The 23,474-nt window shown below is 64.5% G+C and carries 18 protein-coding genes; 10 read left to right on the top strand and 8 right to left on the bottom strand.

The genetic code is table 11. The annotated features are described in order from the left end of the window. Positions 1–18: 18 nt before the first annotated feature. The 4 genes from P9875_RS20040 to P9875_RS20025 all read right to left on the bottom strand — a co-directional run bounded on the left by P9875_RS20040 (position 19) and on the right by P9875_RS20025 (position 4,117). Positions 19–2,130, bottom strand: coding sequence for a prolyl oligopeptidase family serine peptidase (locus tag P9875_RS20040; protein ID WP_278316410.1), 2,112 nt, complete (start codon positions 2,128–2,130; stop codon positions 19–21). Between the two features lie 178 nt (positions 2,131–2,308). After that, positions 2,309–2,968: a hypothetical protein gene (locus P9875_RS20035; RefSeq protein ID WP_278316408.1), complete on the bottom strand. Its 660-nt coding sequence runs from the start codon at positions 2,966–2,968 to the stop codon at positions 2,309–2,311. Next, complete coding sequence (locus tag P9875_RS20030) at positions 2,961–3,596, bottom strand: DUF4304 domain-containing protein (protein WP_278316407.1); 636 nt, start codon at positions 3,594–3,596, stop codon at positions 2,961–2,963. Before P9875_RS20030 ends, P9875_RS20035 begins: the two co-directional genes overlap by 8 nt. A 125-nt stretch (positions 3,597–3,721) precedes the next feature. After that, positions 3,722–4,117, bottom strand: a complete 396-nt coding sequence (locus P9875_RS20025) for a RidA family protein (protein ID WP_278318856.1) — start codon at positions 4,115–4,117, stop codon at positions 3,722–3,724. A 128-nt stretch (positions 4,118–4,245) separates the two neighbouring features. Here P9875_RS20025 and P9875_RS20020 point away from each other — a divergent pair, with 128 nt between their 5' ends. Continuing rightward, positions 4,246–5,190 carry a LysR family transcriptional regulator gene (locus P9875_RS20020; protein WP_278316406.1) on the top strand — a complete coding sequence of 315 codons (945 nt, stop codon included), beginning with the start codon at positions 4,246–4,248 and terminating at the stop codon, positions 5,188–5,190. On the opposite strand, the gene P9875_RS20015 is transcribed toward P9875_RS20020, so the two are convergent. Then, positions 5,174–6,796 carry a CehA/McbA family metallohydrolase gene (locus tag P9875_RS20015; RefSeq protein WP_278316405.1) on the bottom strand — a complete coding sequence of 541 codons (1,623 nt, stop codon included), beginning with the start codon at positions 6,794–6,796 and terminating at the stop codon, positions 5,174–5,176. The two genes, P9875_RS20020 and P9875_RS20015, sit on opposite strands and share 17 nt — an antisense overlap. 414 nt (positions 6,797–7,210) lie before the next feature. Here P9875_RS20015 and P9875_RS20010 point away from each other — a divergent pair, with 414 nt between their 5' ends. The 7 genes from P9875_RS20010 (at position 7,211) to P9875_RS19980 (ending at position 17,932) form a co-directional block, all read left to right on the top strand. Then, positions 7,211–8,506 carry an MFS transporter gene (locus P9875_RS20010; RefSeq protein ID WP_278316404.1) on the top strand — a complete coding sequence of 432 codons (1,296 nt, stop codon included), beginning with the start codon at positions 7,211–7,213 and terminating at the stop codon, positions 8,504–8,506. Between the two features lie 10 nt (positions 8,507–8,516). After that, positions 8,517–11,069 (top strand): nitrite reductase large subunit NirB, encoded by a 2,553-nt coding sequence (gene nirB / locus P9875_RS20005; protein ID WP_278316403.1) that lies wholly within the window; start codon positions 8,517–8,519, stop codon positions 11,067–11,069. A gap of 12 nt (positions 11,070–11,081) precedes the next feature. Beyond that, the gene (nirD, locus tag P9875_RS20000) at positions 11,082–11,435 is read left to right on the top strand and encodes a nitrite reductase small subunit NirD (protein WP_099378652.1); all 354 of its coding nucleotides are present in this window, start codon (positions 11,082–11,084) and stop codon (positions 11,433–11,435) included. After that, complete coding sequence (locus tag P9875_RS19995) at positions 11,432–12,658, top strand: NAD(P)/FAD-dependent oxidoreductase (protein WP_278316402.1); 1,227 nt, start codon at positions 11,432–11,434, stop codon at positions 12,656–12,658. The genes nirD and P9875_RS19995 overlap by 4 nt, the downstream gene beginning before the upstream one ends. Positions 12,659–12,669: 11 nt before the next feature. Further along, on the top strand, positions 12,670–15,339 hold the full coding sequence (locus tag P9875_RS19990) for a nitrate reductase (RefSeq protein WP_278316401.1): 2,670 nt from the start codon (positions 12,670–12,672) through the stop codon (positions 15,337–15,339). 62 nt (positions 15,340–15,401) lie between these two features. After that, a complete protein-coding gene (gene cysC, locus P9875_RS19985) occupies positions 15,402–15,932 on the top strand; it encodes an adenylyl-sulfate kinase (RefSeq protein ID WP_341353801.1) in 531 nt (176 codons plus the stop codon). Continuing rightward, positions 15,929–17,932 carry a diguanylate cyclase domain-containing protein gene (locus tag P9875_RS19980; protein ID WP_278316400.1) on the top strand — a complete coding sequence of 668 codons (2,004 nt, stop codon included), beginning with the start codon at positions 15,929–15,931 and terminating at the stop codon, positions 17,930–17,932. Before cysC ends, P9875_RS19980 begins: the two co-directional genes overlap by 4 nt. Here P9875_RS19980 and P9875_RS19975 read toward each other — a convergent pair whose 3' ends face one another. The 3 genes from P9875_RS19975 to P9875_RS19965 form a co-directional block, all read right to left on the bottom strand. Continuing rightward, positions 17,933–18,850: a pyridoxal-phosphate dependent enzyme gene (locus P9875_RS19975; RefSeq protein ID WP_278316398.1), complete on the bottom strand. Its 918-nt coding sequence runs from the start codon at positions 18,848–18,850 to the stop codon at positions 17,933–17,935. It abuts the gene before it with no gap. Between the two features lie 85 nt (positions 18,851–18,935). Continuing rightward, positions 18,936–19,439, bottom strand: a complete 504-nt coding sequence (locus P9875_RS19970; protein WP_051958782.1) for a MarR family winged helix-turn-helix transcriptional regulator — start codon at positions 19,437–19,439, stop codon at positions 18,936–18,938. Between the two features lie 356 nt (positions 19,440–19,795). Further along, positions 19,796–20,554: a DeoR/GlpR family DNA-binding transcription regulator gene (locus P9875_RS19965; protein ID WP_175539324.1), complete on the bottom strand. Its 759-nt coding sequence runs from the start codon at positions 20,552–20,554 to the stop codon at positions 19,796–19,798. A gap of 193 nt (positions 20,555–20,747) precedes the next feature. Between P9875_RS19965 and glpD the strand changes: the two genes are divergently transcribed. Both glpD and P9875_RS19955 read left to right on the top strand, forming a co-directional pair. Next, positions 20,748–22,304, top strand: a complete 1,557-nt coding sequence (glpD, locus tag P9875_RS19960) for a glycerol-3-phosphate dehydrogenase (protein ID WP_278316397.1) — start codon at positions 20,748–20,750, stop codon at positions 22,302–22,304. Between the two features lie 74 nt (positions 22,305–22,378). After that, complete coding sequence (locus P9875_RS19955; RefSeq protein WP_278316396.1) at positions 22,379–23,473, top strand: ABC transporter ATP-binding protein; 1,095 nt, start codon at positions 22,379–22,381, stop codon at positions 23,471–23,473. Position 23,474 lies beyond the last annotated feature (1 nt).

Here is a 23,474-nt window from a genome sequence, read left to right as displayed (position 1 = left end):
TAATCCGACACCACCACTTTACTTCAGTTGCTCCAGCAGGAAGGTGTAGGTCAGCGCCCACATCAGCGCCTGCTGGTCGTTATTGGCCGCGCCCGCATGGCCGCCTTCCGTGTTTTCCCAGTACAGCACATCGTGGCCTTGCTCTTCCATCTTCGCCACCATCTTGCGCGCATGGCCGGGGTGGACCCGGTCGTCACGCGTCGAGGTGGTAAACAGCACGCGCGGATATTTCTTGTCCTTGAAGACGTTCTGGTACGGCGAGTACTTGCTGATGTAGGCCCATTGCTCCGCCACGTCCGGGTCGCCGTATTCTCCCATCCACGAGGCGCCCGCCAGCATCTTGTTATAGCGGCGCATGTCGAGCAGCGGCACCTGGCTGACGACGGCGTTGAACAGGTCGGGACGCTGCACCAGCACGGCGCCCGTCAGCAGGCCGCCATTGCTGCCGCCCATGATGCCCAGGTGGCGAGGGCTGGTGACCTTGCGCTTGATCAGGTCTTGCGCCACCGAGATGAAATCGTCATACGCGCGCTGGCGGTTCTCCTTCAGCGCCGCCTGGTGCCAGCGGGGACCGAATTCACCGCCGCCGCGGATATTCGCCAGCACGTACACGCCGCCTTTTTCCAGCCACGCCACGCCCGTGGTGCCGCTGTAGCTCGGTTTCAGCGACACTTCAAAGCCGCCATAGCCATACAGCACCGTGGGGTTGCTGCCGTCGAACTTGGTCTTCTTGCCCATGATGGCGAAATACGGCACCTTCGTGCCATCCTTCGACGTCGATTCGAACTGCTCCACCTTGTACGGCGCCGCGTCGTAGTAGGCGGGCAGCGACTTGATTTTCGTGCGCTTGTCGCTTTGCGCCGTGGCCAGGTAGAGGGTGGTCGGGTTGAGGAAGTCGGTCACCGTCAGGAAGTACTGGTCCGAGTCGACGGGATCGAGCGCGCTGACGGCCAGGGTGCCCAGCTTCGGCGCATCGACGGCGCGGCGCTGCCACTTGCCGTTCACGTGGCGCAGTTCCGTCAGGCGGTTTTTCACTTTGTCCAGCGTGGTCACGAGGATGGCCGACTTGGTCGGCGTGACATTGTCCAGCGACGACGTGGCCGTGGGCGCGTACAGCACTTCCAGTTCCTGCTTGCCCTGCATGAAGGCCTTGAAATCCGTGGCCAGCAAGGAGCCTTGCGCATAGGTCTTGCCGTTCACTTTCCAGTCCGAGCGCAGGGTGATGACCAGCTGGTCGCGCACGGTGAAGGCCGTGGAGTCGTCCGGTTTCGGCACTTTTTTCAATTCGGCGCCGTCGCGCAGGAACATTTCGCCGCTATAGAAATCGATTTGCCGCTCGATGAACTGGTGTTCGTGGCCGGGCGTGAAATCCTTGTAGGCGCCGGCGCTCAGGTCGTCGGGTTTGGCTTCGTACAAGGTTTGCGCCTGCGCCAGCGGCGTGCCGCGCTGCCACTGCTTGATGATGCGCGGGTAGCCGGAGCTGGTCATCGAGCCGGGGCCGAAATCGGTGGAGACGAACAGGGTATCCTGGTCGATCCAGCTGGCGCTGCCTTTCGCTTCGGGCAGGGTGAAGCCGCCGTCGACAAAGGCGCGCTTGGCCACGTCGTATTCGCGCACCACCTTGGCGTCGCCGCCGCCGCGCGACAGGGAAATGAGGCAGCGTTCGCCTTTCGGATACAGGCAGGAGGCGCCGCCCCAGACCCAGTTTTCACTCTCGCCGGCGGCCAGCTGGTCGAGGTCGATCACGGTTTCCCATGCGGGTTCGGCCAATTGATACTGCGCCAGCGTGGTGCGGCGCCAGATGCCGCGCACGTGCTGGGCATCGCGCCAGAAGTTGTAGTAAAACTCGCCTTCCTTGCTGACGTAGGGAATGCGTTCCTTTGAGTTGAGGATGGTTTTCAGGCGCGCCTGCAGGGCCGGGAAGCCGGGCTGGGCCTCCAGCTCTTTGGTGGCGACGGCGTTGTGCTGCCTGACCCAGGCCAGCGGCTTGTCGCCGAGGACTTCTTCCAGCCACAAATGGGGATCGGCCGGAGCAGTGGCGGCGGCGGGGGAAGGAGCTTGCGCATGGGCAATGCCCGCTGCGGCCAGGCCGAGCAGCATGCTGCCGGCGAGAGTGCGATATGACGACATAGAGGGTTCCTGGTTGGTCCGATGGAGGCCGCGTTGCAGGCAAAACGGCGCATCCATGGTGCCATGGATTGCTGCGGGGAACCAGTGTCTGTGAACGACTATTTTAAAAATAACATGTTTTTCAAATATTGTTTGCTGGAATAGAGTCAGGCCGCAGAATCTGCGGCGTGTTGCGCTCTCAAGGGGCGCCAGGCCCGAGCAATGCACTCACTGTGAGCCGCGTCCTGTCGACATCGCCGCCGTCAAGGTGATAAATCCACAATGTATCGTTGTCGCGGCTGTCGATGAACAGGATGCGCGTGGCTTCCTCGCCGATGGCCAGGCAAGCGGCCAGCTCGGCAGGACTGAACGGTGCCGCCTGCTTCGAATCCGTTCCCGCCGCTTGTGCCAGGGCCAGCGCAAAGCCTGCCAGTTGCCGGACTGCCAGATAGTTTGTTCCATCCACATCGACGTCCTGACACAGCTCGTCCAGGCTGTACAGCGTGAAGTGATCTTCATCGCTGACAACCGCCACATCGGAACGCGGCTTGCCACTGCGCAGGTGCTCGAGATAGGCCAGGGGCAGGGCCACTTTTTCCCTTGCCAGCAATTTTTCCAGCTGCTTGCCGCTTTTCTTCGCTGGCCGGGCGGCCTTCGGCGCGACGGCCTCGCAAGCCTGCGCCGTCCAGGCGACGGGATTGAACTGGAACATCCTTGCACATGCGGGGCAGTGCAGGAACATGAAGGTCATTTTTTTGGCGATGGCCGTTGTTAAAAACGCGCCATCCGCGGCATCCATTGCGCTGGGGGCGAAGCGGCGCCCGCAGTCGCCATCGTAGGGGCACGTGATGTCAAGCATAGGCGTATTTCTCCATCCGCAAAGCGATTTCCTCTTTTTCTTGCGGATAAGATGCCTTGGGGTTTCTTTCCCAGTAGGCAATACCTTCGTTCAAGGCCAACAAGGCTTGTTCCTGCTTGCCGGCCATCAGATAAAAATCGCAGGCCCTGGCATGCGAGTCATGCGCTTCGACCAGGGCCAGGGCTGCATTTTCCCAGTTGGAATGGTGGTCTAGCCAGGGAATCGCCAACTGCAGCAGATTGTCCCGCAGACAGGCCATGACTGTTGCCCGATGGGCCGGATCGACGAGCTGGTGTTCTTTGTCCTGTTTGCCATCGATGACAGGGAATTGCCAGTTTTTGATATTCCAGTCCGCCACCTCGCCAACGATATTGTTGACAGGTTCATAGCCGTAACGCGCCTTGTGCCAGCTTGTACAGGATCTGGACGAGACCTGATAGTGGCTCCAGAATGCCACGCAGACATCCTCTTCGTTATGGCGGTTGGCCTGGAAATGGATGGCCTGGACGAATTCGTCCTGTGCGCGCTTGAAGGTCAGCTGGCTAGGCGAGAACTTGAAGCCCGCTGCGCTCAGCGGCTCCAGCAAGCATTCTTCAATATTGGCGATGATCAGCGCTTTTGGTTTCATTCCGTTTCCTGGCATGGGGCGGTTGCGCAATGTTGCCATAGATCAGTGCCAGCGCACCTTGCGGCGGGCAATCGTGCGAGGGAAAGCCTGCTGCCACTTCCCTGCACGCTTCCGGATGCAGTGTGCTAGCCCGGCAACTTTGCCACCACCTTGATTTCGAACTGGAAACCATACAGCCACGTCACGCCCACGGCCGTCACCGTCGGGTGCGGCGCCTGGCCCCAATACTCTGCCTGCACGATATCCCAGATGCGCTGGAAGTTAGCCTGCGGGTCGACGATAAAAATGGTCACGTCCTGCACGTCGTCGAAAGTGCAGCCGGCGGCTTGCAGGATGGCGTTCAGGTTGTCGAAGGCGCGCCGGATCTGGGCCTCGAGTCCGGGTTCGGGCGAGCCGTCTTCGCGGCTGCCGACCTGGCCGGAGATAAACAGCAGGCCGTTGGCGCGCACGGCGGGCGAATAACGGTTCTGTTCATACAGGGCTTGGCGGCCCGGAGGGAATACGACGTCGCGTTTCATCAGCTTTCCTTTGTTGATGCAGCGAAGTTGCTGCCTGGAGAACACTTTATCTGCTGCCGGCCTGCTGATAAAGCGGCTAGAATCATCTGCACTGTTTGTATAATCCAAACAATCGAATGGCGGAGGTGCGGATGGACAGGTTTGATGCGATGAAGGCGTTCGTGCGGGTGGTCGAGACGGGCAGTTTTACACGGGCGGCCGCGACCTTGCACATGAGCCGCACTACGGTGACGCAGCTGGTGCAGCAGCTCGAGGCGCGGCTGCGCCTGAAACTGCTGAACCGCACCACGCGCAAGGTCAATGTGACGGCCGATGGCGTCGCCTACTACGAGCGCATCGTGCAGGTGCTCGATACCCTGGAAGAAATCGAAACGAGCTTGCCGCACGCCGCCGCCTTGCCGCGGGGCCAGTTGCGGGTGGACGTGCCCAGTCCGCTCGCCGCCTTGCTGCTGATGCCGGCGCTGCCCGGGTTTCATGCGCTGTATCCCGATATCGTGCTCGACATGGGCGCCAGCGACCGCATGGTCGACGTGATCGCCGACAATGTCGATTGCGTGATACGCGGTGGTGCCATCACCGACCAGTCGCTGATGGCGCGCAAGCTCGCCGACTTGCCGCTGGGCGTGTATGCGGCGCCAGCCTACCTGCAACGGGTGGGCACGCCCTTGCATCCGCTGGACTTGCAGGACAGCGCGCACCGCATCGTGCGCTTTCGCTGGGGACGCGGCGGCAACGGCTTTCCCTACGTGATGCACCGCGAGGGCCAGAGCGTCAAGATCCATGGCCAGTACGTGCTGTCGATCGATGACGGCAATGCCTACCTGGCGGCCGGGGTAGCGGGGCTGGGCGTGCTGTGGCTGCCCGATTATATGGCGCGTGCGCACGTGGCCAGGGGCGAACTGCTGCCGCTGTTCCCGGCATGGACGGTCGATCCCATGCCGCTCTATCTCGCCTATCCGCCGAACCGCCATGTCAGCAAGAAACTGCGCGTCTTTATCGACTGGGTGGCCGAATTGATGGCCCAGAATGCCGCCCACCCTGCCGCCCGCCCTGCCGCCATCACGGCAACTGATTGACCCACACGGGTGCCGACCAGACGATGTTGCCATCGTCCTGCGTCAGGCGCGCGTAATAGAAATGGGGGCCGGGCGCGGGCGTGACGGTGAGCTCGGCCTGGTCCGAGATGGGGGTAACGGAACCGTTGCCGCCCGGTACGCCGTGGAAGATGGCGACATCGGCCGCTTGCCGTCCCGCGCTGTTGCTGAAATGGGTGGCCAGGCGCAGGGGGCCGTGGTTGTCGAAGCGCTCGCCCATCAGCCTGCCATTCGCCGTGAACAGCAGTTGCGCGTGCTTGTCCATGGTGGCGTAGACGCGGCGCGCGCGCAGCGCGTCGAGGAAACCGTCGCGTGACACGGGCATGCCGGCGGCCGGACTGCTCACCAGCACGGCCGTGCGGTTGCCATACGCCGCGCCCCAGTTGGCGCAGTGGTTGTCCTGGTTGCTGCTGAAAGCCACGTGGTAGCCGGCCGCCAGGGCCCGGTTGCAGGCTGCCTCGTAATTGCTGCGCCGGTTTTCCGTTTCCTCGTCATTCGTGGAAAACGCGGACGTATTCATGACTTCGCACAGCACCATGGCCGCGTCGCCGTCCGGCGTGTAGCCGAGCGGCTGGCCGTTGACGAGAAACTGGCCCGCTGGCGCCGGGTGGTTGAACTGGCCGATCCAGCCCCGTTCGCGCATCAAGCTGTACAGGCCAGCGTAATCGCCCTTCGGCGTTTCCACGTCGGCCAGTAATTCGCCGCTGGCATTTCTTTCCCAGCCCAGCAATTGCTCGCTATTGAAAATGTTCAGGTGGCCGCCCTTGTTGATGACGCCCCATTCCATGCCGTACAGGGCCAGAAAGCCGGGGTGGGCGGCCGAATACGCGGCCGCTTCGGCCAGGCCCGTCTGGTACAGGGCTGTCGCTTCGGCGGCAGTGGCAGCGGCGTTGGTACCGTCGGAACCGTCGTACATGTGGTTGTGCTCGGATGTCAGCAGGGCGTCGAGTCCGTGTTCTTGCGCATATTTATAGGCATCGATGGGGCCGAAGGGCGCCGTTTGCGGGTCTTGCGCGCCACGGCAGGCGTCGAGCGCCGCGCCGCCATCGCTGTGGCGCGTCTGGCTATGCAGGTTGGCGTAGACGATGCGGTAGGCGGGCTGGCCTTCCAGACTGGGCAGTTGTTGCAGACCGGCCTGGAAGGCGCTCACCCTGGGCGCCGTGCTGGCGCCACGCTTCACCTGGACGGGCCATTGCTGTTCCACCTGCGCTTGCTGCGGCGTGCCGGCATCGGCCACGGCCAGCAGGCGCAGTTCGTACAAGCCTTCCGGCGCCAGCACGCGCCGTTCGCGCGCATCGGCGTCGGCGCGGCCATCCCAGGGCAAGTTCACGCTTTTGCCGTCAGCCCCCACCTGTTCCGTGCCCGACCAGCGCCGCAGCACCGCGCCTTGCGGCCCCGGGCCGGACAGGGTCAGGCTCCAGCGCACGGCATGGCTGCGCCCCTCGTCGGGATAGGTGAGCCGTACAACAAATGTGCGCGCCTGCGTGACCCGCTCGCCGCGCGCGGCGTGAAAGGGCGCGACGACGGTGGCATCGAGTTCGCTGTGCTCCTTCGGCTCTTGCGCGGCGGCAGTGTTGCTCCACGCCATCAGCAACAGCCCGGCGTACGCACATGCCAGCCATGGCGGCCAAGGTGGCCTTAAGCGTCGTCGTCGCAGTGTCTTGACCATCGTGGCCTCCCGCTACTGCTTCAGATGTGGTTTAGACAAGAAATGCCACGTACTGGTTCCCGCATGCACCAGCAAGTGGCGTGCTTGCACCGTGATTGGCCATGATCTGGCGCAAACCTCGTATCGATAAGGGCGTCTGCCCGTGCGGCAAGCTGGCACGGCGCTTGCTACACAAGAGGTACGGATCAACGGCGATCCCCTGAATAAACGCACAACGGTCCAACGACGGACCACATGGACAACGGCGTCCGCCCAGGCTGATTTTTCATCGGCGGGGGCGGGCGCCGTTTTTGTTTGCATTTTTGTTATTTTCGGGATACTTCGGGAACCTATATGGCCAGCCAAAAAGCAACGCGCATCGCGCTCTTCTCCCTCGCCACGCCACCCATGCGCGCATTCCACCTGACGTGGATGGCATTTTTCGTGTGTTTCTTCGCCTGGTTCGCCTGCGCTCCCCTGATGCCGGTCATCAAGGGCGAGTTTGGTCTTTCCTTGGCGCAAGTGGCGAACATCAATATCGCGGCCGTCGCCATCACCATCCTCGTGCGCCTGATCGTCGGGCCCTTGTGCGACCGCTACGGCCCACGCAAGACCTACACGGGCTTGCTGCTGCTGGGCGCCATTCCCGTGCTGGGCGTGGCCGCTTCGCAAAGCTATGAAAGCTTTCTGTTCTTCCGCCTGGGCATCGGCGCCGTCGGCGCCAGCTTTGTCATCACGCAATATCACACCTCCGTGATGTTCGCCCCGCGTGTTGTCGGCACGGCCAACGCGGCGGCAGCCGGCTGGGGCAATGCGGGCGGCGGTGCGGCGCAGGCGCTGATGCCGCTGCTGCTGGGCGCCGTAGTGATGCTGGGCGTGTCCGAATCGCTGGGCTGGCGCATGGCCCTGCTGGTGCCGGGCGTGCTGATGCTGGTGATGGCCGTTCTCTACTGGCGCTATACGCAGGATTGCCCTGAAGGCAATTACTCGGACTTGCGCGCCGCAGGCACCGCCATCGAGGGTGGTAAAAAGGGGGGCTGGGACAGCTTCAAGGCGGCCAGTTCCAATTACCGCGTCTGGCTGCTGTTCGTCACCTACGGCGCCTGCTTCGGCATCGAAATCTTCATCCACAATATCGCCGCCGTGTACTACGTCGACCATTTCGGCCTGTCATTGAAATCGGCCGGCCTGGCCGCCGGCAGCTTCGGCTTGCTGGCCCTGTTTGCCCGCGCCTTGGGCGGCTGGATGTCGGATAAATTGGCCCTGCGCGGCAACCTGAACAGCCGCGTCACCCTGCTGTTCATGCTGATGATCGGCGAAGGCGTGGGCCTGCTGTGGTTTGCCAAGGTCGATAGCGTCACCTGGGCCGTCATCGCCATGCTGGTCTTCGGCCTGTTCACTCACATGGCGTGCGGCGCGACCTACGCGCTGGTGCCTTTCATCGACAGTAAAGCCCTGGGCGGCGTGGCCGGCATCATCGGCGCCGGCGGCAACGTGGGCGCCGTGGCGGCCGGTTTCCTGATGAAGGGCACGGGCGACATCCGCCAGACATTGATCATTCTCAGTGCGCTGGTGGTGATCTCGGCCCTGTGCGCCATCGCCGTGCGCTTTACCCGTGCAGCGGCCGAACCGAACATGGCCGCGGCCTGAGGAGACAAGCATGAACCACACCTTGAACATCGTCGTCCTTGGCCATGGCATGGTCGGACACAAATTCCTTGAACGGCTGGCGCTGGAAAACAACACGCGCCTGTCCGTGACGGTCTTGTGCGAAGAGCCGCGCCCCGCCTACGACAGGGTGCATTTGTCCGAATTTTTCAGCGGCAAATCGGCGGAAGACCTGTCCCTGGTGGCGCCCGGCTTCTTCGACAAGGGCAACGTTGTGTTGAAGCTCAATGCGCGCGCCGTGTCCATCGACCGCGTGGCGAAAACCGTCACGGCCAGCACCGGTGAAGTGCTGGCCTACGACAAGCTGGTGTTTGCCACCGGCTCGACGCCGTTCGTGCCGCCGCTGCCGGGCAAGGATAGAGAAGGCTGCTTCGTCTACCGCACCATCGAAGACCTGGAAGCCATGCTGGCCTGGGGCGCCAAGTCCACCACGGGCGTGGTGATCGGCGGGGGATTGCTGGGCCTTGAATGCGCGAAAGCCTTGCGCGATTTGAAGCTCGACACCCACGTGGTGGAATTCGCGCCGCGCCTGATGGCCGTGCAGGTCGACGAAGGCGGCGCGCGCGTCCTGCGCCGCAAGATCGAAGAGCTGGGCGTGACCGTGCACACGCAAAAGAACACCCTGGCCATCGTCGACGGCGAATCGGCCACGCACCGCATGCAGTTCGCCGACGGCAGCCACCTGGAAGCGGACATGATCGTCTTTTCGGCCGGCATCCGCCCGCGCGATGAACTGGCGCGCGCCTGCGGCCTGGAGGTGGGACCGCGCGGCGGCATCGCCATAGACGACAGCTGCGTCACGTCCGACCCGGATATTTACGCGATCGGCGAATGCGCGCTGTGGGGCGGCCTGGTCTTCGGCCTGGTGGCGCCAGGCTACGAGATGGCCCGCATCGCGGCGCGCCATGTGCTCCAGGAAGAGGGCGAAGCCACGTTCAAGGGCGCCGACATGAGCACCAAGCTCAAACTGATGGGCGTGGACGTGGCCAGCCTGGGCGACCCGCACGGCAATGCGCCGGGCAGCCGCTCCTACCAGTTCATGGATGAACGCAAGCAGATCTACAAGAAAATCGTCGTCTCCGATTGCGGCAAATACCTGCTGGGCGGCGTGATGGTGGGCGACGCCAGCGAGTACGGCACCTTGCTGCAGATGATGCTCAATAAAATCGAGCTGCCGGAATTCCCCGAGTTCCTGATCTTGCCGCAGGCGGATGGCCAGCAAAAGGTGGGCCTGGGCGTGGACGCCTTGCCCGAGTCGGCGCAAATCTGCTCGTGCAACGACGTGTCGAAAGGCGCGCTGTGCGCGGCCGTCGCCGAGGGCGCCACCACCATCGGCGCCCTGAAAAGCTGCACGAAAGCCGGCACCGCTTGCGGCGGCTGCGTGCCTTTGGTCACGCAGATCATGAAGGCGGAAATGCAGAAGCAGGGCCTGGCCGTCAACAACCACGTGTGCGAGCACTTTGCGTACTCGCGCCAGGAATTGCACCACCTGGTACGCGTGGGAAAAATCCGCAGCTTCGGCGCGCTGCTGTCCGCCCATGGCCAGGGTCTCGGTTGCGACGTGTGCAAGCCCGTGGCGGCGAATATCCTCGCTTCGTGCTGGAACGATTTCGTCCTGTCTCCCGTGCACGCCAGCCTGCAGGACAGTAACGATTACTTCCTCGGCAATATCCAGAAGGATGGCACGTACTCGGTGGTGCCGCGCATGCCGGGCGGCGAAGTGACGGCCGATGGCTTGATCGCCGTGGGCATGGTGGCGAAAAAATACGGTCTCTACACGAAAATCACGGGCGGCCAGCGGGTCGACCTGTTCGGCGCAAGAGTCGACCAGTTGCCGGCCATCTGGGAAGAACTGATCGCGGCCGGCTTCGAATCGGGCCACGCTTACGGCAAGTCGCTGCGCACGGTCAAATCGTGCGTCGGCTCCACCTGGTGCCGCTATGGCGTGGCCGACAGCGTGGGTTTTGCGATCCAGCTGGAAAACCGCTACAAGGGCTTGCGCACGCCGCACAAGATCAAGTTCGGCGTTTCCGGCTGCACGCGCGAATGCGCCGAGGCGCAGGGCAAGGACATCGGCCTGATCGCCACGGAAAAGGGCTGGAATTTGTACGTGTGCGGCAATGGCGGCATGAAGCCGCGCCATGCGGAACTGATCGCCTCCGATCTTGATGAAGCCACCCTGGTGCGCTATGTCGACCGCTTCCTGATGTTTTACGTGCGCACGGCCGACCGCCTGCAGCGCACCAGCGTATGGCGCGACAACCTGGAAGGCGGCCTCGATTACCTCAAGCGCGTCATCATCGACGACAGCCTGGGCATGGCGGCGGAACTGGAAGCGGACATGCAGCACGTGGTCGACACCTATGCTTGCGAGTGGAAGGAAGCAGTGTCCAACCCCGCCGTGCGCCAGCGCTTCCGCCACTTCGTCAACAGCGAGAAGAACGATGAAAACGTGGTGTTCGTCGAAGAGCGGGGCCAGATCCGGCCCGCCACCGAGATGGAACGCCGCAGCACCGTGATCCCCATCCTTGCCGTGGAGGCTTGAGCCATGAATGCGATGAATGAACTTTCCGGCGCCACCGCCGACAACTGGGTCGCCATCTGCCCCTTGGCCGACATCGTGCCCGACACGGGCGTATGCGCGCTGCTGAATGGGCGCCACGTGGCCGTCTTCCGCGTCGGCGATGCGGCGCCGCGCGTGTACGCCATCGACAATGTCGACCCGAACGCGGGCGCTTCCGTGCTGTCGCGGGGCCTCGTGGGCAGCATCGGCGAGCGCGTCGTGGTGGCGTCGCCGATTTACAAGCAGCACTTCGACCTGGCCAGCGGCGAGTGCATCGAAGCGCCCGAGCATTCCGTCGCTGCGTGGCCCGCGCGCGTGTTTGCCGACATGGTGTGGGTGGCCATATGAACACCGCCGCGCGGCCGTCTTTAGTCGTGGTTGGCAATGGCATGGCCGGCATGCGCACGGTCGAGGAACTGTTGAAACTCGCGCCGGACCTGTACGACATCACCGTGTTCGGCGCCGAACCGCACGGCAATTACAACCGCATCCTGCTCTCCCCGGTGCTGGCTGGCGAAAAGTCGGTGGACGACATCATGCTGCACACGCGCGACTGGTATGCGCACAACGGCATCACCCTGCACGCGGGCGACCCCGTGGTGCGCATCGACCGCAAGGCGCGCACCGTGCAATCGCTGTCGGGCGTCACGGTTGCCTATGACCGCCTGCTGCTGGCCACCGGTTCCACGCCCTTCATCGTGCCCGTGCCAGGCCACGACCTGCCCGGCGTGATCGGTTTTCGCGACATCAGCGACGTCGACACCATGCTGCAGGCGGCGCGCACGCACCGCCACGCGGTGGTCATCGGCGGCGGCTTGCTGGGACTGGAAGCGGCCAACGGCTTGCAGCGCCAGGGCATGGACGTCACCGTCGTGCACATGAGCGGCGCCCTGATGAACCAGCAGCTCGATGCGCCCGCGTCGATGCTGCTGAAATCGGCGCTGGAAGCGCGCGGCCTGCGGTTTTTGATGCAGGCGCAAACGGCTGAAATTGTCGGCACCGACCGGGTGCAGGCAGTTCGCTTTGCCGATGGCACGTCGATCCCCGCCGACCTGGTGGTGATGACGGCAGGCGTGCGTCCCAACATCGCCCTGGCGCAAGCGGCCGGCTTGCACTGCGAACGGGCCATCGTCGTCGACGACTGCCTGCAAAGCTACGATCCGCGCGTGTACGCCGTGGGCGAATGCGTGCAGCACCGGCGCGCCACCTTCGGCCTGGTCGCGCCCATCTGGGAGCAGGCGCGCGTGTGCGGCGCGCACCTGGCTGGCGCGGGCCACCGCCGCTACGTGCAGCAAGCCAGCGCCACCAAACTGAAAGTGACGGGCATCGACCTGTACTCGGCCGGCGACATCATCGGCGGCGAGGGCAGCGAAGACCTGGTGCTGCGCGATCCGCGCCGCGGCGTCTACAAGCGCCTGGTGGTGCAGGGCAGCCGCCTGGCCGGCGCCGTGCTGTATGGCGACGTGCAGGACGGTCCCTGGTATTTCGACCTGATCCAGCAGCGCCGCGACATCAGCAAGCTGCGCGCCCATTTATTGTTTGGCCAGGCGCTGTGCGCCCAGGCCGCCTGACAGGACATTCCATGACAAGCTGCACGCCCGTGAAAACCACTTGCCCGTATTGCGGCGTCGGCTGCGGCGTGGAAGCGACACGCCTGCCCGACGGCGCCATCCGCATCGCCGGCGACACCAACCATCCGGCCAACCAGGGCCGCCTGTGCGTGAAAGGCTCGGCCCTGGGCGACACCCTGGACCTCGACAAGCGCCTGCTGCAGCCGCAGGTGCGCGTCGATGGCGTGCTGCGGCGCGCTTCCTGGGATGCCGCGCTGGACCAGGTGGCCGGCGGCCTGCGCGCCATCATCAACGAGCACGGCCCCGACGCCGTCGCCCTGTATGTCTCGGGCCAGCTGCTGACGGAAGACTATTACGTCGCCAATAAATTCATGAAGGGCTATGTGGGCAGCGCGAATATCGACACCAATTCGCGCCTGTGCATGTCGTCGGCCGTGGCCGGCCACAAGCGCGCGTTCGGCGAGGATATCGTGCCGGGCTGCTATGAAGACCTGGAACTGGCGGACATGGTGGTGCTGGTGGGCTCGAACACGGCCTGGTGCCACCCGATCCTGTTCCAGCGCATCACGCGTATCAAGGAAATCCGGCCCCAAATGAAACTGGTGGTGATCGACCCGCGCCGCACGGCCACCTGCGAGCTGGCCGATTTGCACCTGCCCGTGAAACCGGGCACGGACGTATGGCTGTTCAACGGTTTGCTGTGCTATCTGGCGAAGGAGGGCGTGATCGCCGATGATTTCGTCACGCGTCACAGCTCGGGTCTCGACGAAGCACTGGCCGCCGCCCACGTGGACTGCGGCGATCCCTTGCAGGTGGCGGCCATCTGCAAGGTTGACCCGCAAGCCTTGCTGGCGTTTTACCAGGCGTTCGCCGCCACGCGCAAGGTCGTCACGGCCTTTTCGCAGGGCGTGAACCAGTCGTCTTCCGGCACGGACAAGGTCAACAGCATCATCAACTGCCATCTGGCGACGGGGCGCATCGGCCAGCCCGGCATGGGACCGTTTTCCCTCACGGGCCAGCCGAACGCCATGGGCGGGCGCGAAGTGGGCGGCCTGGCCAATATGCTGGCGGCGCACCTGGATCTCGAAAAACCGCTGCACCGCGAGGCCGTGCAAACCTTCTGGGACTCGCCGCGCATCGCCGACAAGCCTGGCTTGAAGGCGGTGGACCTGTTCCACGCCATCGAGGCGGGTAAAGTCAAGGCCGTGTGGATCATCGCCACCAATCCGCTGGTCAGCATGCCGGACGCCGACCAGGTGCGCCGCGCGCTCGATAAATGCGAACTGGTGGTGGTGTCGGACATCAGCGCCGGGTCGGACACGAACGCCCATGCCGACGTGCTGCTGCCGGCCCTGGGCTGGGGTGAAAAGGATGGCACGGTGACCAATTCCGAGCGCCGCATCTCGCGCCAGCGGGCCTTTTTGCCGGCGCCCGGCGAAGCGCGCGCCGACTGGGACGTGCTGTGCGACGTGGCGCGCCGCATGGGGTATGCCGGCTTCGATTTCACGTCGCCGCAAGCCATCTTCGACGAACATGCGCGCCTGTCCGCCTTCCGCAACGGCGGGGACACAAAGCGCCTGTTCAACCTGGGCCACCTGGCCGGCCTGGATGCGGCGCGCTACGATGCTCTGGCGCCGCAGCAGTGGCCGCACGGCCAGGCGAGGCTGTTCGGCGACGGCCGCTTCGCGCATGCGGACGGCCGCGCGCGTTTCGTGCCGACGGCGCCGCGCGCGCCGCGCAACGTGCCAGACGAGGGCTATCCACTCATTCTGAATACGGGCCGGGTGCGCGACCAGTGGCATACGATGACGCGCACGGGCAAGGCGGCCAAGCTGTCGGGCCATATCGCCGAGGCGTTCATCGATATCCACCCGCAGGATGCGCTGCTGTACAGCGTGCGCGAAGGTGAGCTGGCGCGCATCACCAGCGCCTGGGGCGCGATGGTGGCGCGGGTTGTGCACGGCGGCGGCATCGCGCGCGGCCAGGTCTTCGTGCCGATCCACTGGAGCGACGCGAATGCGTCGGACGCGCGCGTGGGCGCCGTCGTCAACCCCGTCGTCGACCCCGTCTCGGGCGAACCGGAATTCAAGCATACGCCCGTGCGCATCGAGCAGTTCCGCGTGCACTGGCATGCGTTTGTGCTCAGCCGCACGCCCTTGAATCTGGACGGCGTGGCGCACTGGACGCGCATCCAGGGCGAGCAGTTCTTGCGCTACGAACTGGCCGGCCGCCAGCGTATCGAGGATCTGGGCGCCTGGGCGCGCGCGCTGCTCGGCGTCACGGACGACAATGCGGACTGGCTCGATTACGCGGACGCCAGCGCCGGCGTGTACCGCGCCGTGCACCTGGACGAGGGGCGCATCGCGCAATGCGTGTATGTCTCGCCGCGTCCCGACCTGCCGTCGCGCAGCTGGCTGGCGGGCCTGTTCGCGCACGCGCAAATGGATACGACGGACCGCGCCGGCGTGCTGCTGGGCCAGCCCATCGGCAAGGGCATGGACGCCGGTCCCACCGTGTGTTCGTGCTTTGGCGTGGGGCGCAACACCATTTGCGCCGCCATTCAGGCGCAAAAACTGACGACGACGGCGCAGGTGACGGCCTGCGTCAAGGCGGGCGGCAATTGCGGCTCCTGCGTGCCCGAGATACGACAGTTGCTGCTGGAGGCGCGCAGCGCAGCCTGATAATCTGTCCTTTCCTGCGCGGCTTTGTTATATTGCCAGCTCTACAAAAGAGAGGCAGTGTGATGACAGCAGGACAACACCCCACGGTCTGGCTGACGGGCTTGAGCGGCGCCGGAAAATCCAGTATCGCCGAGGCGCTGGCGCGCCGGCTCAAGGCGCAGGGCCGCGCCGTGACGGTGCTCGACGGCGACCAGCTGCGCCATGGCTTGAACCGCGACCTCGGTTTTACGCCTGAAGACCGGCATGAAAACATCCGCCGCACCGCCGAAGTGGCGCGCCTGATGAACGGGGCGGGCTTGACCGTCATCGCCGCCTTCATCTCGCCCAGCTGCGCCGACCGGGCCATGGCCGCCGCCATCATCGGCGCGGCGCATTTCATCGAAGTCCACGTCAGCACGCCGCTGGCCGTGTGCGAGGCGCGCGACGTCAAGGGCCTGTACGCGAAGGCGCGCGCGGGGCGGATCGCCGAATTCACGGGCGTGTCGGCCCCCTACGAAGCGCCGCTGGCCGCCGCGCTGACCCTGGACACTGGCACCTTGGCGCTGGAAGAATCGGTCGAGCGCCTGTGCCGGCATTTGCAGCAGCTGCCGTGACGACCTGGCGCACATGGCTGCGCCGGCACTTGCCCGCCAGCTTGAAGGCGCGCATGAGCGTGGTCGTCTTCCTGCTCGTGCTGGGCGCGGTGGCCTCGCTGGCGCTGGCCACCCTGGCCGTGGCCGAGCGCGGCATGCGCGACGTGACGGGGCGCCAGCAGTACGTCTCGCTGTCCAGCGCCGCCGTCTTCATCGATGAAGAACTCGACGCGAAGCGCAATGTGCTGCGCGCGATGGCGGACAGCCTGGCGGCCGGCGGCGCGCACGACGGCGCCAGCCTGCAGCGTTTCCTGGCCGCGCAAACGGTGCTGGGCACGGAGTTTTATTCGGCCGGCGTGGTAGGCCTCGACGGCATCGTCCTGGCCAGTGTGAGTCCCTTCAAGCCGCAGGCGGGGCTGAACGTGAAGGGCCGTCCTTACTTTGAACAGACGCTGAAGACGCGGCGCTCGGTGATTTCCGCGCCGCTCAACGGCAGCATTTCCGGCATGCCCATCGTGGTGGTGACGCAGCCCGTGTTCGACGCGCAGGGCGGCGTGCGCTATGTGCTGGCGGCCAGCGTCAACTTGCGCCAGCCTGATTTCCTGGGCCGTCTCGGCGCCCTCAAGCCGGGTCCGGGCGGCTATCTGTACATCATGACCAGCGAAGGCGTCATCGTCGAGCATCCCGACAAGTCACGCATCATGCAGCATATCGAAGCGCACGGCCCCGTCAGCGTGCCCACGCGGCGCGCCTTGCAGGGCTACGAGGGCTGGCTGACGGGTACCACCGCGCAAGGCGTCGACGCGCTGTTTGCCTATCACCGCATCGCCTCGACGGGCTGGATACTGGCGTCCGTGTATCCGATGCGCGATGCGTTCGCGCCGCTGCATGCCATCCGCAGCAAGATCCTGCTGGCCGCCGTGCTGCTGGCGGCGCTGGCGGGCCTGGCCGGCTGGCGCGTGGTGCTGCGCCTGTTGCAGCCATTGGCGCGCTTGCGCCACCAGGTGCATGAGATCCGTCGCCATCGCCTGGGGATCGACGTGCTGCAAATCGGGCGGCGCGACGAGATCGGCGACTTGAGCCGCGATTTCCATTCGCTGGTGGCCGAGCGTGAAATCGCCGAGGCGCAGACACGCGACAGCGAGCGGCGTTTGAAACTGCTGACGGACCATGTGCCCGTGGTGATCGTCTACATCGACCGCGAGCACCGCTACCAGTTCATCAACGCGACGTTTGAAAAATGGTTCGGCAGGTCGCGGCAGGAAAGCATGATGCAGTCGATCCGCGAAGTGCTGGGCGAGGAAGCCTACCAGCTGCGCGAGGAGTACCTGCTGCGCGCCTTCGCGGGCGAGGAAGTCGAGTATGAATTCTCCATCGGCGGCGAGGGCGATGCCGGCCGGCGCGCCTTCCAGACCAGCTACGTGCCCGATGTGGGCGAGAGCGGCGCGGTGGAAGGCGTGTATGGCCTGATCCACGAAATCACCAAGACCAAGGCGGTGCACACGGCGCTGCAGTTCGCCGCCGCCACCGACACCCTGACGGGCATCGCCAACCGGCGCCGCTTCGACGAGCAACTGGCGCAAAGCATGCAGCGCACGCGTGCCGCGCGCGCGCCGATGGCGCTGGCCTATCTCGATATCGACCGCTTCAAGGCTATCAACGACAGCCTGGGACACAAGGCGGGCGACGAGGTGCTGAAGGAATTCGCCGCGCGCCTGGTGCGCAGCGTGCGCGCCAGCGATCTGGTGGCGCGCCTGGCCGGCGATGAATTCGTGATTATTCTCGAAGGCGTGAACGGCGCGGCCGAAGTGCGCCAGGTCGGCGCCAAGATCATCGACGCCATCCGCCAGCCGTTCGCGCTGGCCAGCGGCCCGTTGCCGGTGACGACCAGCATCGGCATCGCCATCTTCCGCGAAGGCGCGCTGACGCCGGCGCAGCTGCTGGACCTGGCCGACCAGGCCTTGTATGCGGCCAAGGGGCAGGGCCGCGATGGCGTGGCCCTGCTCGAGGCGGCGCCCTAGCTACAAGGTGGCGCTCCAGTGGTCGAGCTGCTGCGTCGTGGCCGTCACGCCGCCGCAGACGATGACGAGCACATTGCGGTAGGGCGCCAGTGCCGGCACCTTGCCGTAGACGGCCGCCAGCGCCGCGCCGCAGGCTGGTTCCACCACCAGGCGCTGGTCGGTAATAAAACGCTGGCAGGCGTCGACGGCGGCCCGGTCCGACACCACCACGCTGTGCAGCAGGCGCGTCTGGCTGATGGAGTATGCCTGCGCGCAGACCTGGCGCGCGGCCAGCGATGTGGCGATGCTCGTCACGGCGGGCAGGGCCACGTGTTCATGCGCGGCCACGGCCGCCGCCAGCGAGGCCGCGCCTTGCGTTTCCACGGCCACGATGGCCACGCCATCCCAGCCGTTGCGCTGCAAGCCTTCGGCCACGCCGGCCAGCAGGCCGCCGCCACCGACCGACAGCACCACCGCGTCCGGTTTCAGGCCCGCGCTGGCCACTTCATCGATCATGCCGGCGTGGCCCTGCCACAGCAGCGGATCGTCGAATGGGTGCAAAAAGGCGTCTTGCGGCGTGAGCATGGACTGCGCCAGCGCGTTCGCTTCCTGCCACGCTGCGCCGTGCACGATGACTTCGGCGCCTTCCTGCGCGATCAGGGCCCTGGCCCGTTCGCTGGTCGTTTCCGGTACGACGACGATGACGGGAATGCCCAGCTGGCGTCCCGCATAGGCGACGGCGATGCCGGCATTGCCGCCGGAAGAGGAGATGAAACGGCTGGCGCCGCGCCGCGCGTATTCTTCGCAGGCGAGGCCGATGCCGCGGATCTTGAAGGAGCCGGGCGGCTGCAAGGCTTCGAGCTTGAGCCAGATGGCGCGTTCGCTGTGCAGGCTCAGGGCGCGCGAGTTGAGCAAGGGAGTTTCGATGTGCAGGGCCATGCGTGTTCCTGGTAAACAGTCAGGCCAGCATCATAGCCGAAGCGCCCGCGCCAGCGTGTCACCCTTGCCGCGTGTGTTACTGCTGTCAGTTCAGCGGCGCGCTCTTGAGCTGGTGCGTGCGCGCCACTTCCTTCATCGCTTCGAGCAGGTCGTCGCGCAGCTGGCGCGGCAGCTTGCCGAAGAATTCCTCGTCGTTCTGGTCGGCCATTCCGGCCAGCACGGGCACCAGCGCCTCGCCTTCCGTGGTCAGCTCGATCGAATGCTGGCGGCGGTCGGCCAGCAGGATCGATTTGCTGACCATGCCCTTGCTTTCCAGACGGTCGATCAGTTTCGAGACGGCGCCCTTGCTCATGCCGGACACTTGCGCCAGTACCGTGGGCGAGGTACAGCCCAGGCGGAACATTTCGCGCAGCACCACCCATTCGGAAACCGTCACGCCATTGGCTTCGGCTTTCTTCTGGAAGCTGTGGGAAACGTGGTTGGAAACGAAACGCAGCCAGTAACCGAGATGGGCTTCCAGCTCGCTGACGGGGACGCTGTTGGGATGGGCGGCTTGCGGCATGGCGGCCGTTTCAAAATTATGGCTCATTTCTTTTCCTTCACTGGGCGGCGTTGCCGGCATGGTTAAGGCCTTCACGCTTGCTGTCGAGTGGTTTGTTTGGGAACTATTATCGTGCTTGAGGTAGTTTTAACACTGTTTTCACAGGAAATCACTTACCGGCAAAGAGTTTTTCCTTTTTTCTTGCTCTGGATAGATAAAAAGCAATAACAAGCCAATAATCGTATTGCCGGAGAGGAAGATTAAAAAAATAACTCTTGTTGCATCAATGGTAACAGCATTTTTTGCCGAATTGATAAATATTTCATATCATTGCGTATGCTTGCCCACACACGGCGTATTGCCCGCGCGACAGTGCGAGGTTTTCATGCAGAAATGTGGCCCGCTCAGGCCAGCACCACCTTCACGCCCGCTTCGCGCAATACTTCGGCAAAGCGGGGCGGCGGCGGCGCATCCGTAAACAAGACGTCGATTTGCGCCAGATCGGCCAGCCGCACCAGCGCCTTGCGGCCGAATTTATGCTGGTCGGCCACCAGCCACACTTCGCGCGATTGCTCGATGATGGCTTGCGCCACCTTCACTTCGCGCGCATCGAAGTCGCGCAGGCTGCCGTCTTCGTCGATGCTGGAAATGCCGATGATGCCGATGTCGACCTTGAACTGGCGGATGAAGTCGATCGTCGCTTCGCCGACGATGCCGCGGTCCCGCCCGCGCACCACGCCGCCGGCCACGATGACTTCGCAGGCGGCGTTGTCGGCCAGGATGGCGGCCACGTTCAGGTTGTTCGTCACCACGTGCAAACCCGTGTGCCGGCCCAGCGCGCGCGCCACTTCCTCGGTCGTCGTGCCGATATTGATCAGCAGCGAACAGCCATGCGGCACTTGCGCGGCGACGGCGGCGGCAATGCGCCGCTTGGCGTCGCTGTTGAATACTTGCCGCTGGCTGTAATCGATGTTTTCCACGGACGAGGGCAAGCCGACGCCGCCGTGGTAGCGGGCAAGCAGGCGCGCTTCCTCCATCTGCTTGACGTCGCGGCGCACGGTTTGCGGCGTCACGTCCAGCTGCTGGGCCAGCTCTTCGACGGACATGGTGACCTTCTGGCGCACCACTTCGAGCAGGCGGCGCTGGCGGGGATTCAAAATCATGGGCTTGTCTCTTTAAAAATCACAAACGAACAAAAACGAACAAATAGTGATAAAAATATGTTGCTATCGATTCGTAATCTGGCGTATCTTATCCATATTGCATTCGAATTACATCTGTATTGATCTTAACGACAGTCGCCGGCGATGCCTAGTCTTTCCTCGCCGGCGTGTCCCCGACAGACACGGAGTCCCGATGACCGCAGCACAGCAGGGTGTGGAGACAGCGATGGCATGCGACGTGCTGGTGGTGGGCGGCGGCATCAATGGCGCCGGCATCGCGCGCGACGCGGCGGGCCGCGGCCTGTCCGTGCTGCTGTGCGAAAAGGACGACCTTGCCGCGCACACTTCATCGGCATCGACCAAGCTGATACATGGCGGCCTGCGCTATCTCGAATACTATGAATTCGGCCTCGTGCGCAAGGCGCTGATCGAGCGCGAAGTGCTGCTGCGCTCGGCGCCGCACATCATGTGGCCCTTGCGCTTCGTCATGCCGCACGCCAAGGGCCAGCGCCCGGCCTGGCTGATACGCGCCGGCTTGTTCCTCTACGATATGCTGGCGAAGCGGGAAATCCTGCCGGCCTCCAGCGGCATCGACCTGACCCGCCACGCTGCCGGACAACCGTTAAAACCCGAGTTCAAGCGCGGCTTCGTGTATTCCGACGGCTGGGTTGACGACGCGCGCCTGGTGGTGCTGAACGCCATCGATGCGGCGGACAAGGGCGCGCACGTGCTGACGCGCACGCGCTGCACGATGCTGGCGCGCGAAGGCGAGGGGGAGGGCGCTTCCTGGCTGGCCACCTTGCAGCACGCCAGCGGCAGGCAGACGACCGTGCGGGCGCGCAGCGTCGTCAATGCGGCCGGGCCGTGGACGGCCGAGTTCCTGCAGCAGGCGGCGCCCGGTGGACAGGGACGCCATTTGCGCCTGATCAAGGGTAGCCATATCGTCGTCAAGCGTCTGTTCGAGCATGATCACGCGTATATCTTCCAGCATCCGGACGGGCGCATCGTGTTTGCCATTCCGTATGAGCACGATTTCACCCTGATCGGCACCACCGACCTCGACTACCAAGGCGACCGTGGCAAGGTGGAAATCGATGACGAGGAAATTCGTTACTTGTGCGAGCTTTCCAGTTACTATTTCAGCAAACCCATCGTGCCGGCCGACGTGGTGTGGACGTATGCGGGCGTGCGTCCGCTGGTGGAAGACGCGGCGGCCGACGCCAAGGCCGTCACGCGCGATTACCGTTTCGAGCTGGACCGGGAAGGTGCGCCGCTGCTGAGTGTTTTCGGCGGCAAGATCACCACGTTTCGCAAGCTGGCCGAGGAAGCCATGGACATGCTGGCGCCCTTGCTGGGCAATACGCTACCGGCCTGGACAGCCAGTGCCTGCCTGCCTGGCGGCGACGTGTATGGCGCCGTGCCGCAGAACCGGTCCGTGCGCGAGTTCGGCCAGTTCGTGCAAGGCTTGCAGCGTAAGTATGCGTGGCTGCCAGCGGCGCTGGTGGCGCGCTATGCACGCGCCTACGGCACGCGCATCCATGTGCTGCTCGATGGCAGGGCGGACGTGGCGGCCATGGGCGAGGAAATCGCCGCCGGCCTGTACGCGGCGGAAGTTGACTATGTGCGGCGCCATGAATGGGCCGTCAGCGCGGCCGACATCCTGTGGCGGCGCTCGAAGCTGGGCCTGCACCTGCCGCGCGAGACGGCGGACAGGCTCGATGCCTGGCTGTTGCAGCATCCGTTGTCATAAGTAGCACACGTTGGCGACCGCACCCCGCAGAGGGTGCGGCGAAAAATAAGAAACCATCACTGGAGGAGAAGCGCGTGCAACTGGTACTGGACAAGATCAGCAGGAAGCAGGGGGCTGACGACTTTTTATATCCGATGTCGCTGGCCCTCGTGCCGGGCGCCATCAACGTCTTGCTGGGCACCACGCGTGCCGGCAAGACGACCCTGATGCGCGTGATGGCGGGCCTGGACAAGCCCAGCGGGGGCACCGTGACGGCCGATGGCGTCGATGTGACGGGCGTGCCCGTCAGCAAACGCAACCTGGCCATGGTGTACCAGCAATTCATCAACTATCCGGCCTTCACCGTCTACGACAATATCGCTTCGCCCTTGCGCTTGCGCAAGGAACCCGAGGAACAGATACGCAGCAAGGTGCTGGCGCTGGCCGAGCGCCTGCACATCACGCCGTATCTGCAGCGCACGCCCGGAGAATTATCGGGCGGCCAGCAGCAGCGCACGGCGCTGGGGCGCGCGCTGATCAAGGATGCGTCCTTGCTGCTGCTCGACGAGCCATTGGTCAATCTCGACTACAAACTGCGCGAGGAATTGCGCCGCGAATTGACGGAACTGTTTTCCAGCGGCAGCACGACGGTCGTGTACGCCACCACGGAACCGCTGGAAGCGCTGCAGCTGGGCGGCCACGTGGCCGTGCTGCACGAGGGACGATTGCTGCAGCAGGGGCCGACCCTGGACGTCTTCAACGCGCCCAACTCCATCGACGTGGCGCGCACCTTCAGCGACCCGCCCATCAATTTTATCCCCGCCCGCGTGGATGTTGCCGGCGTGGCGCAGGCGGCCGATGGCCTGTCGATACACCTGAGCGGCGCGCAGCGCGCCCGTTTGGGCGACAGCACGGAGGTGATCCTCGGCGTGCGCGCACACAGCCTGCATTTGTCACCGCAGTCCGATGGCGACGTGGCCATCGCAGCTACGGTGGACCTGGCCGAAATCAGCGGCTCGGAAACCTATGTGCATGCGCGCCGCGGCGACCTGGCCCTGGTGGCGCAGCTCGGTGGCGTGCACAACCTGGAGATCGGCAGCGCCTGCACCGTGTATTGCCAGCCGCATGCCTTGCTGATCTTCGCGCAAGACGGCGGCCTGCTGTTCGCTCCTGCGCAAGGAGGGGCATGAC

This window comes from Janthinobacterium rivuli, assembly GCF_029690045.1.
GTDB lineage: Bacteria > Pseudomonadota > Gammaproteobacteria > Burkholderiales > Burkholderiaceae_D > Janthinobacterium > Janthinobacterium rivuli.
The sequence above is the reverse complement of the archived record's forward strand: the minus strand, read 5'-3'. Positions and strand labels throughout refer to the sequence as shown.

Coding starts and splice junctions, on each gene's coding strand:
- glpD (WP_278316397.1), top strand. CDS start 20,748: ATGACCGCAGCACAGCAGGGTGTGGAGACAGCGATGGCATGCGACGTG.
- nirD (WP_099378652.1), top strand. CDS start 11,082: ATGAATGAACTTTCCGGCGCCACCGCCGACAACTGGGTCGCCATCTGC.
- P9875_RS19995 (WP_278316402.1), top strand. CDS start 11,432: ATGAACACCGCCGCGCGGCCGTCTTTAGTCGTGGTTGGCAATGGCATG.
- cysC (WP_341353801.1), top strand. CDS start 15,402: ATGACAGCAGGACAACACCCCACGGTCTGGCTGACGGGCTTGAGCGGC.
- P9875_RS20010 (WP_278316404.1), top strand. CDS start 7,211: ATGGCCAGCCAAAAAGCAACGCGCATCGCGCTCTTCTCCCTCGCCACG.
- P9875_RS20035 (WP_278316408.1), bottom strand. CDS start 2,968: ATGCTTGACATCACGTGCCCCTACGATGGCGACTGCGGGCGCCGCTTC.
- P9875_RS20030 (WP_278316407.1), bottom strand. CDS start 3,596: ATGAAACCAAAAGCGCTGATCATCGCCAATATTGAAGAATGCTTGCTG.
- P9875_RS20015 (WP_278316405.1), bottom strand. CDS start 6,796: ATGGCGTGGAGCAACACTGCCGCCGCGCAAGAGCCGAAGGAGCACAGC.
- P9875_RS20040 (WP_278316410.1), bottom strand. CDS start 2,130: ATGTCGTCATATCGCACTCTCGCCGGCAGCATGCTGCTCGGCCTGGCC.
- P9875_RS20020 (WP_278316406.1), top strand. CDS start 4,246: ATGGACAGGTTTGATGCGATGAAGGCGTTCGTGCGGGTGGTCGAGACG.
- P9875_RS19990 (WP_278316401.1), top strand. CDS start 12,670: ATGACAAGCTGCACGCCCGTGAAAACCACTTGCCCGTATTGCGGCGTC.
- P9875_RS19965 (WP_175539324.1), bottom strand. CDS start 20,554: ATGATTTTGAATCCCCGCCAGCGCCGCCTGCTCGAAGTGGTGCGCCAG.
- P9875_RS19975 (WP_278316398.1), bottom strand. CDS start 18,850: ATGGCCCTGCACATCGAAACTCCCTTGCTCAACTCGCGCGCCCTGAGC.
- P9875_RS19970 (WP_051958782.1), bottom strand. CDS start 19,439: ATGAGCCATAATTTTGAAACGGCCGCCATGCCGCAAGCCGCCCATCCC.
- nirB (WP_278316403.1), top strand. CDS start 8,517: ATGAACCACACCTTGAACATCGTCGTCCTTGGCCATGGCATGGTCGGA.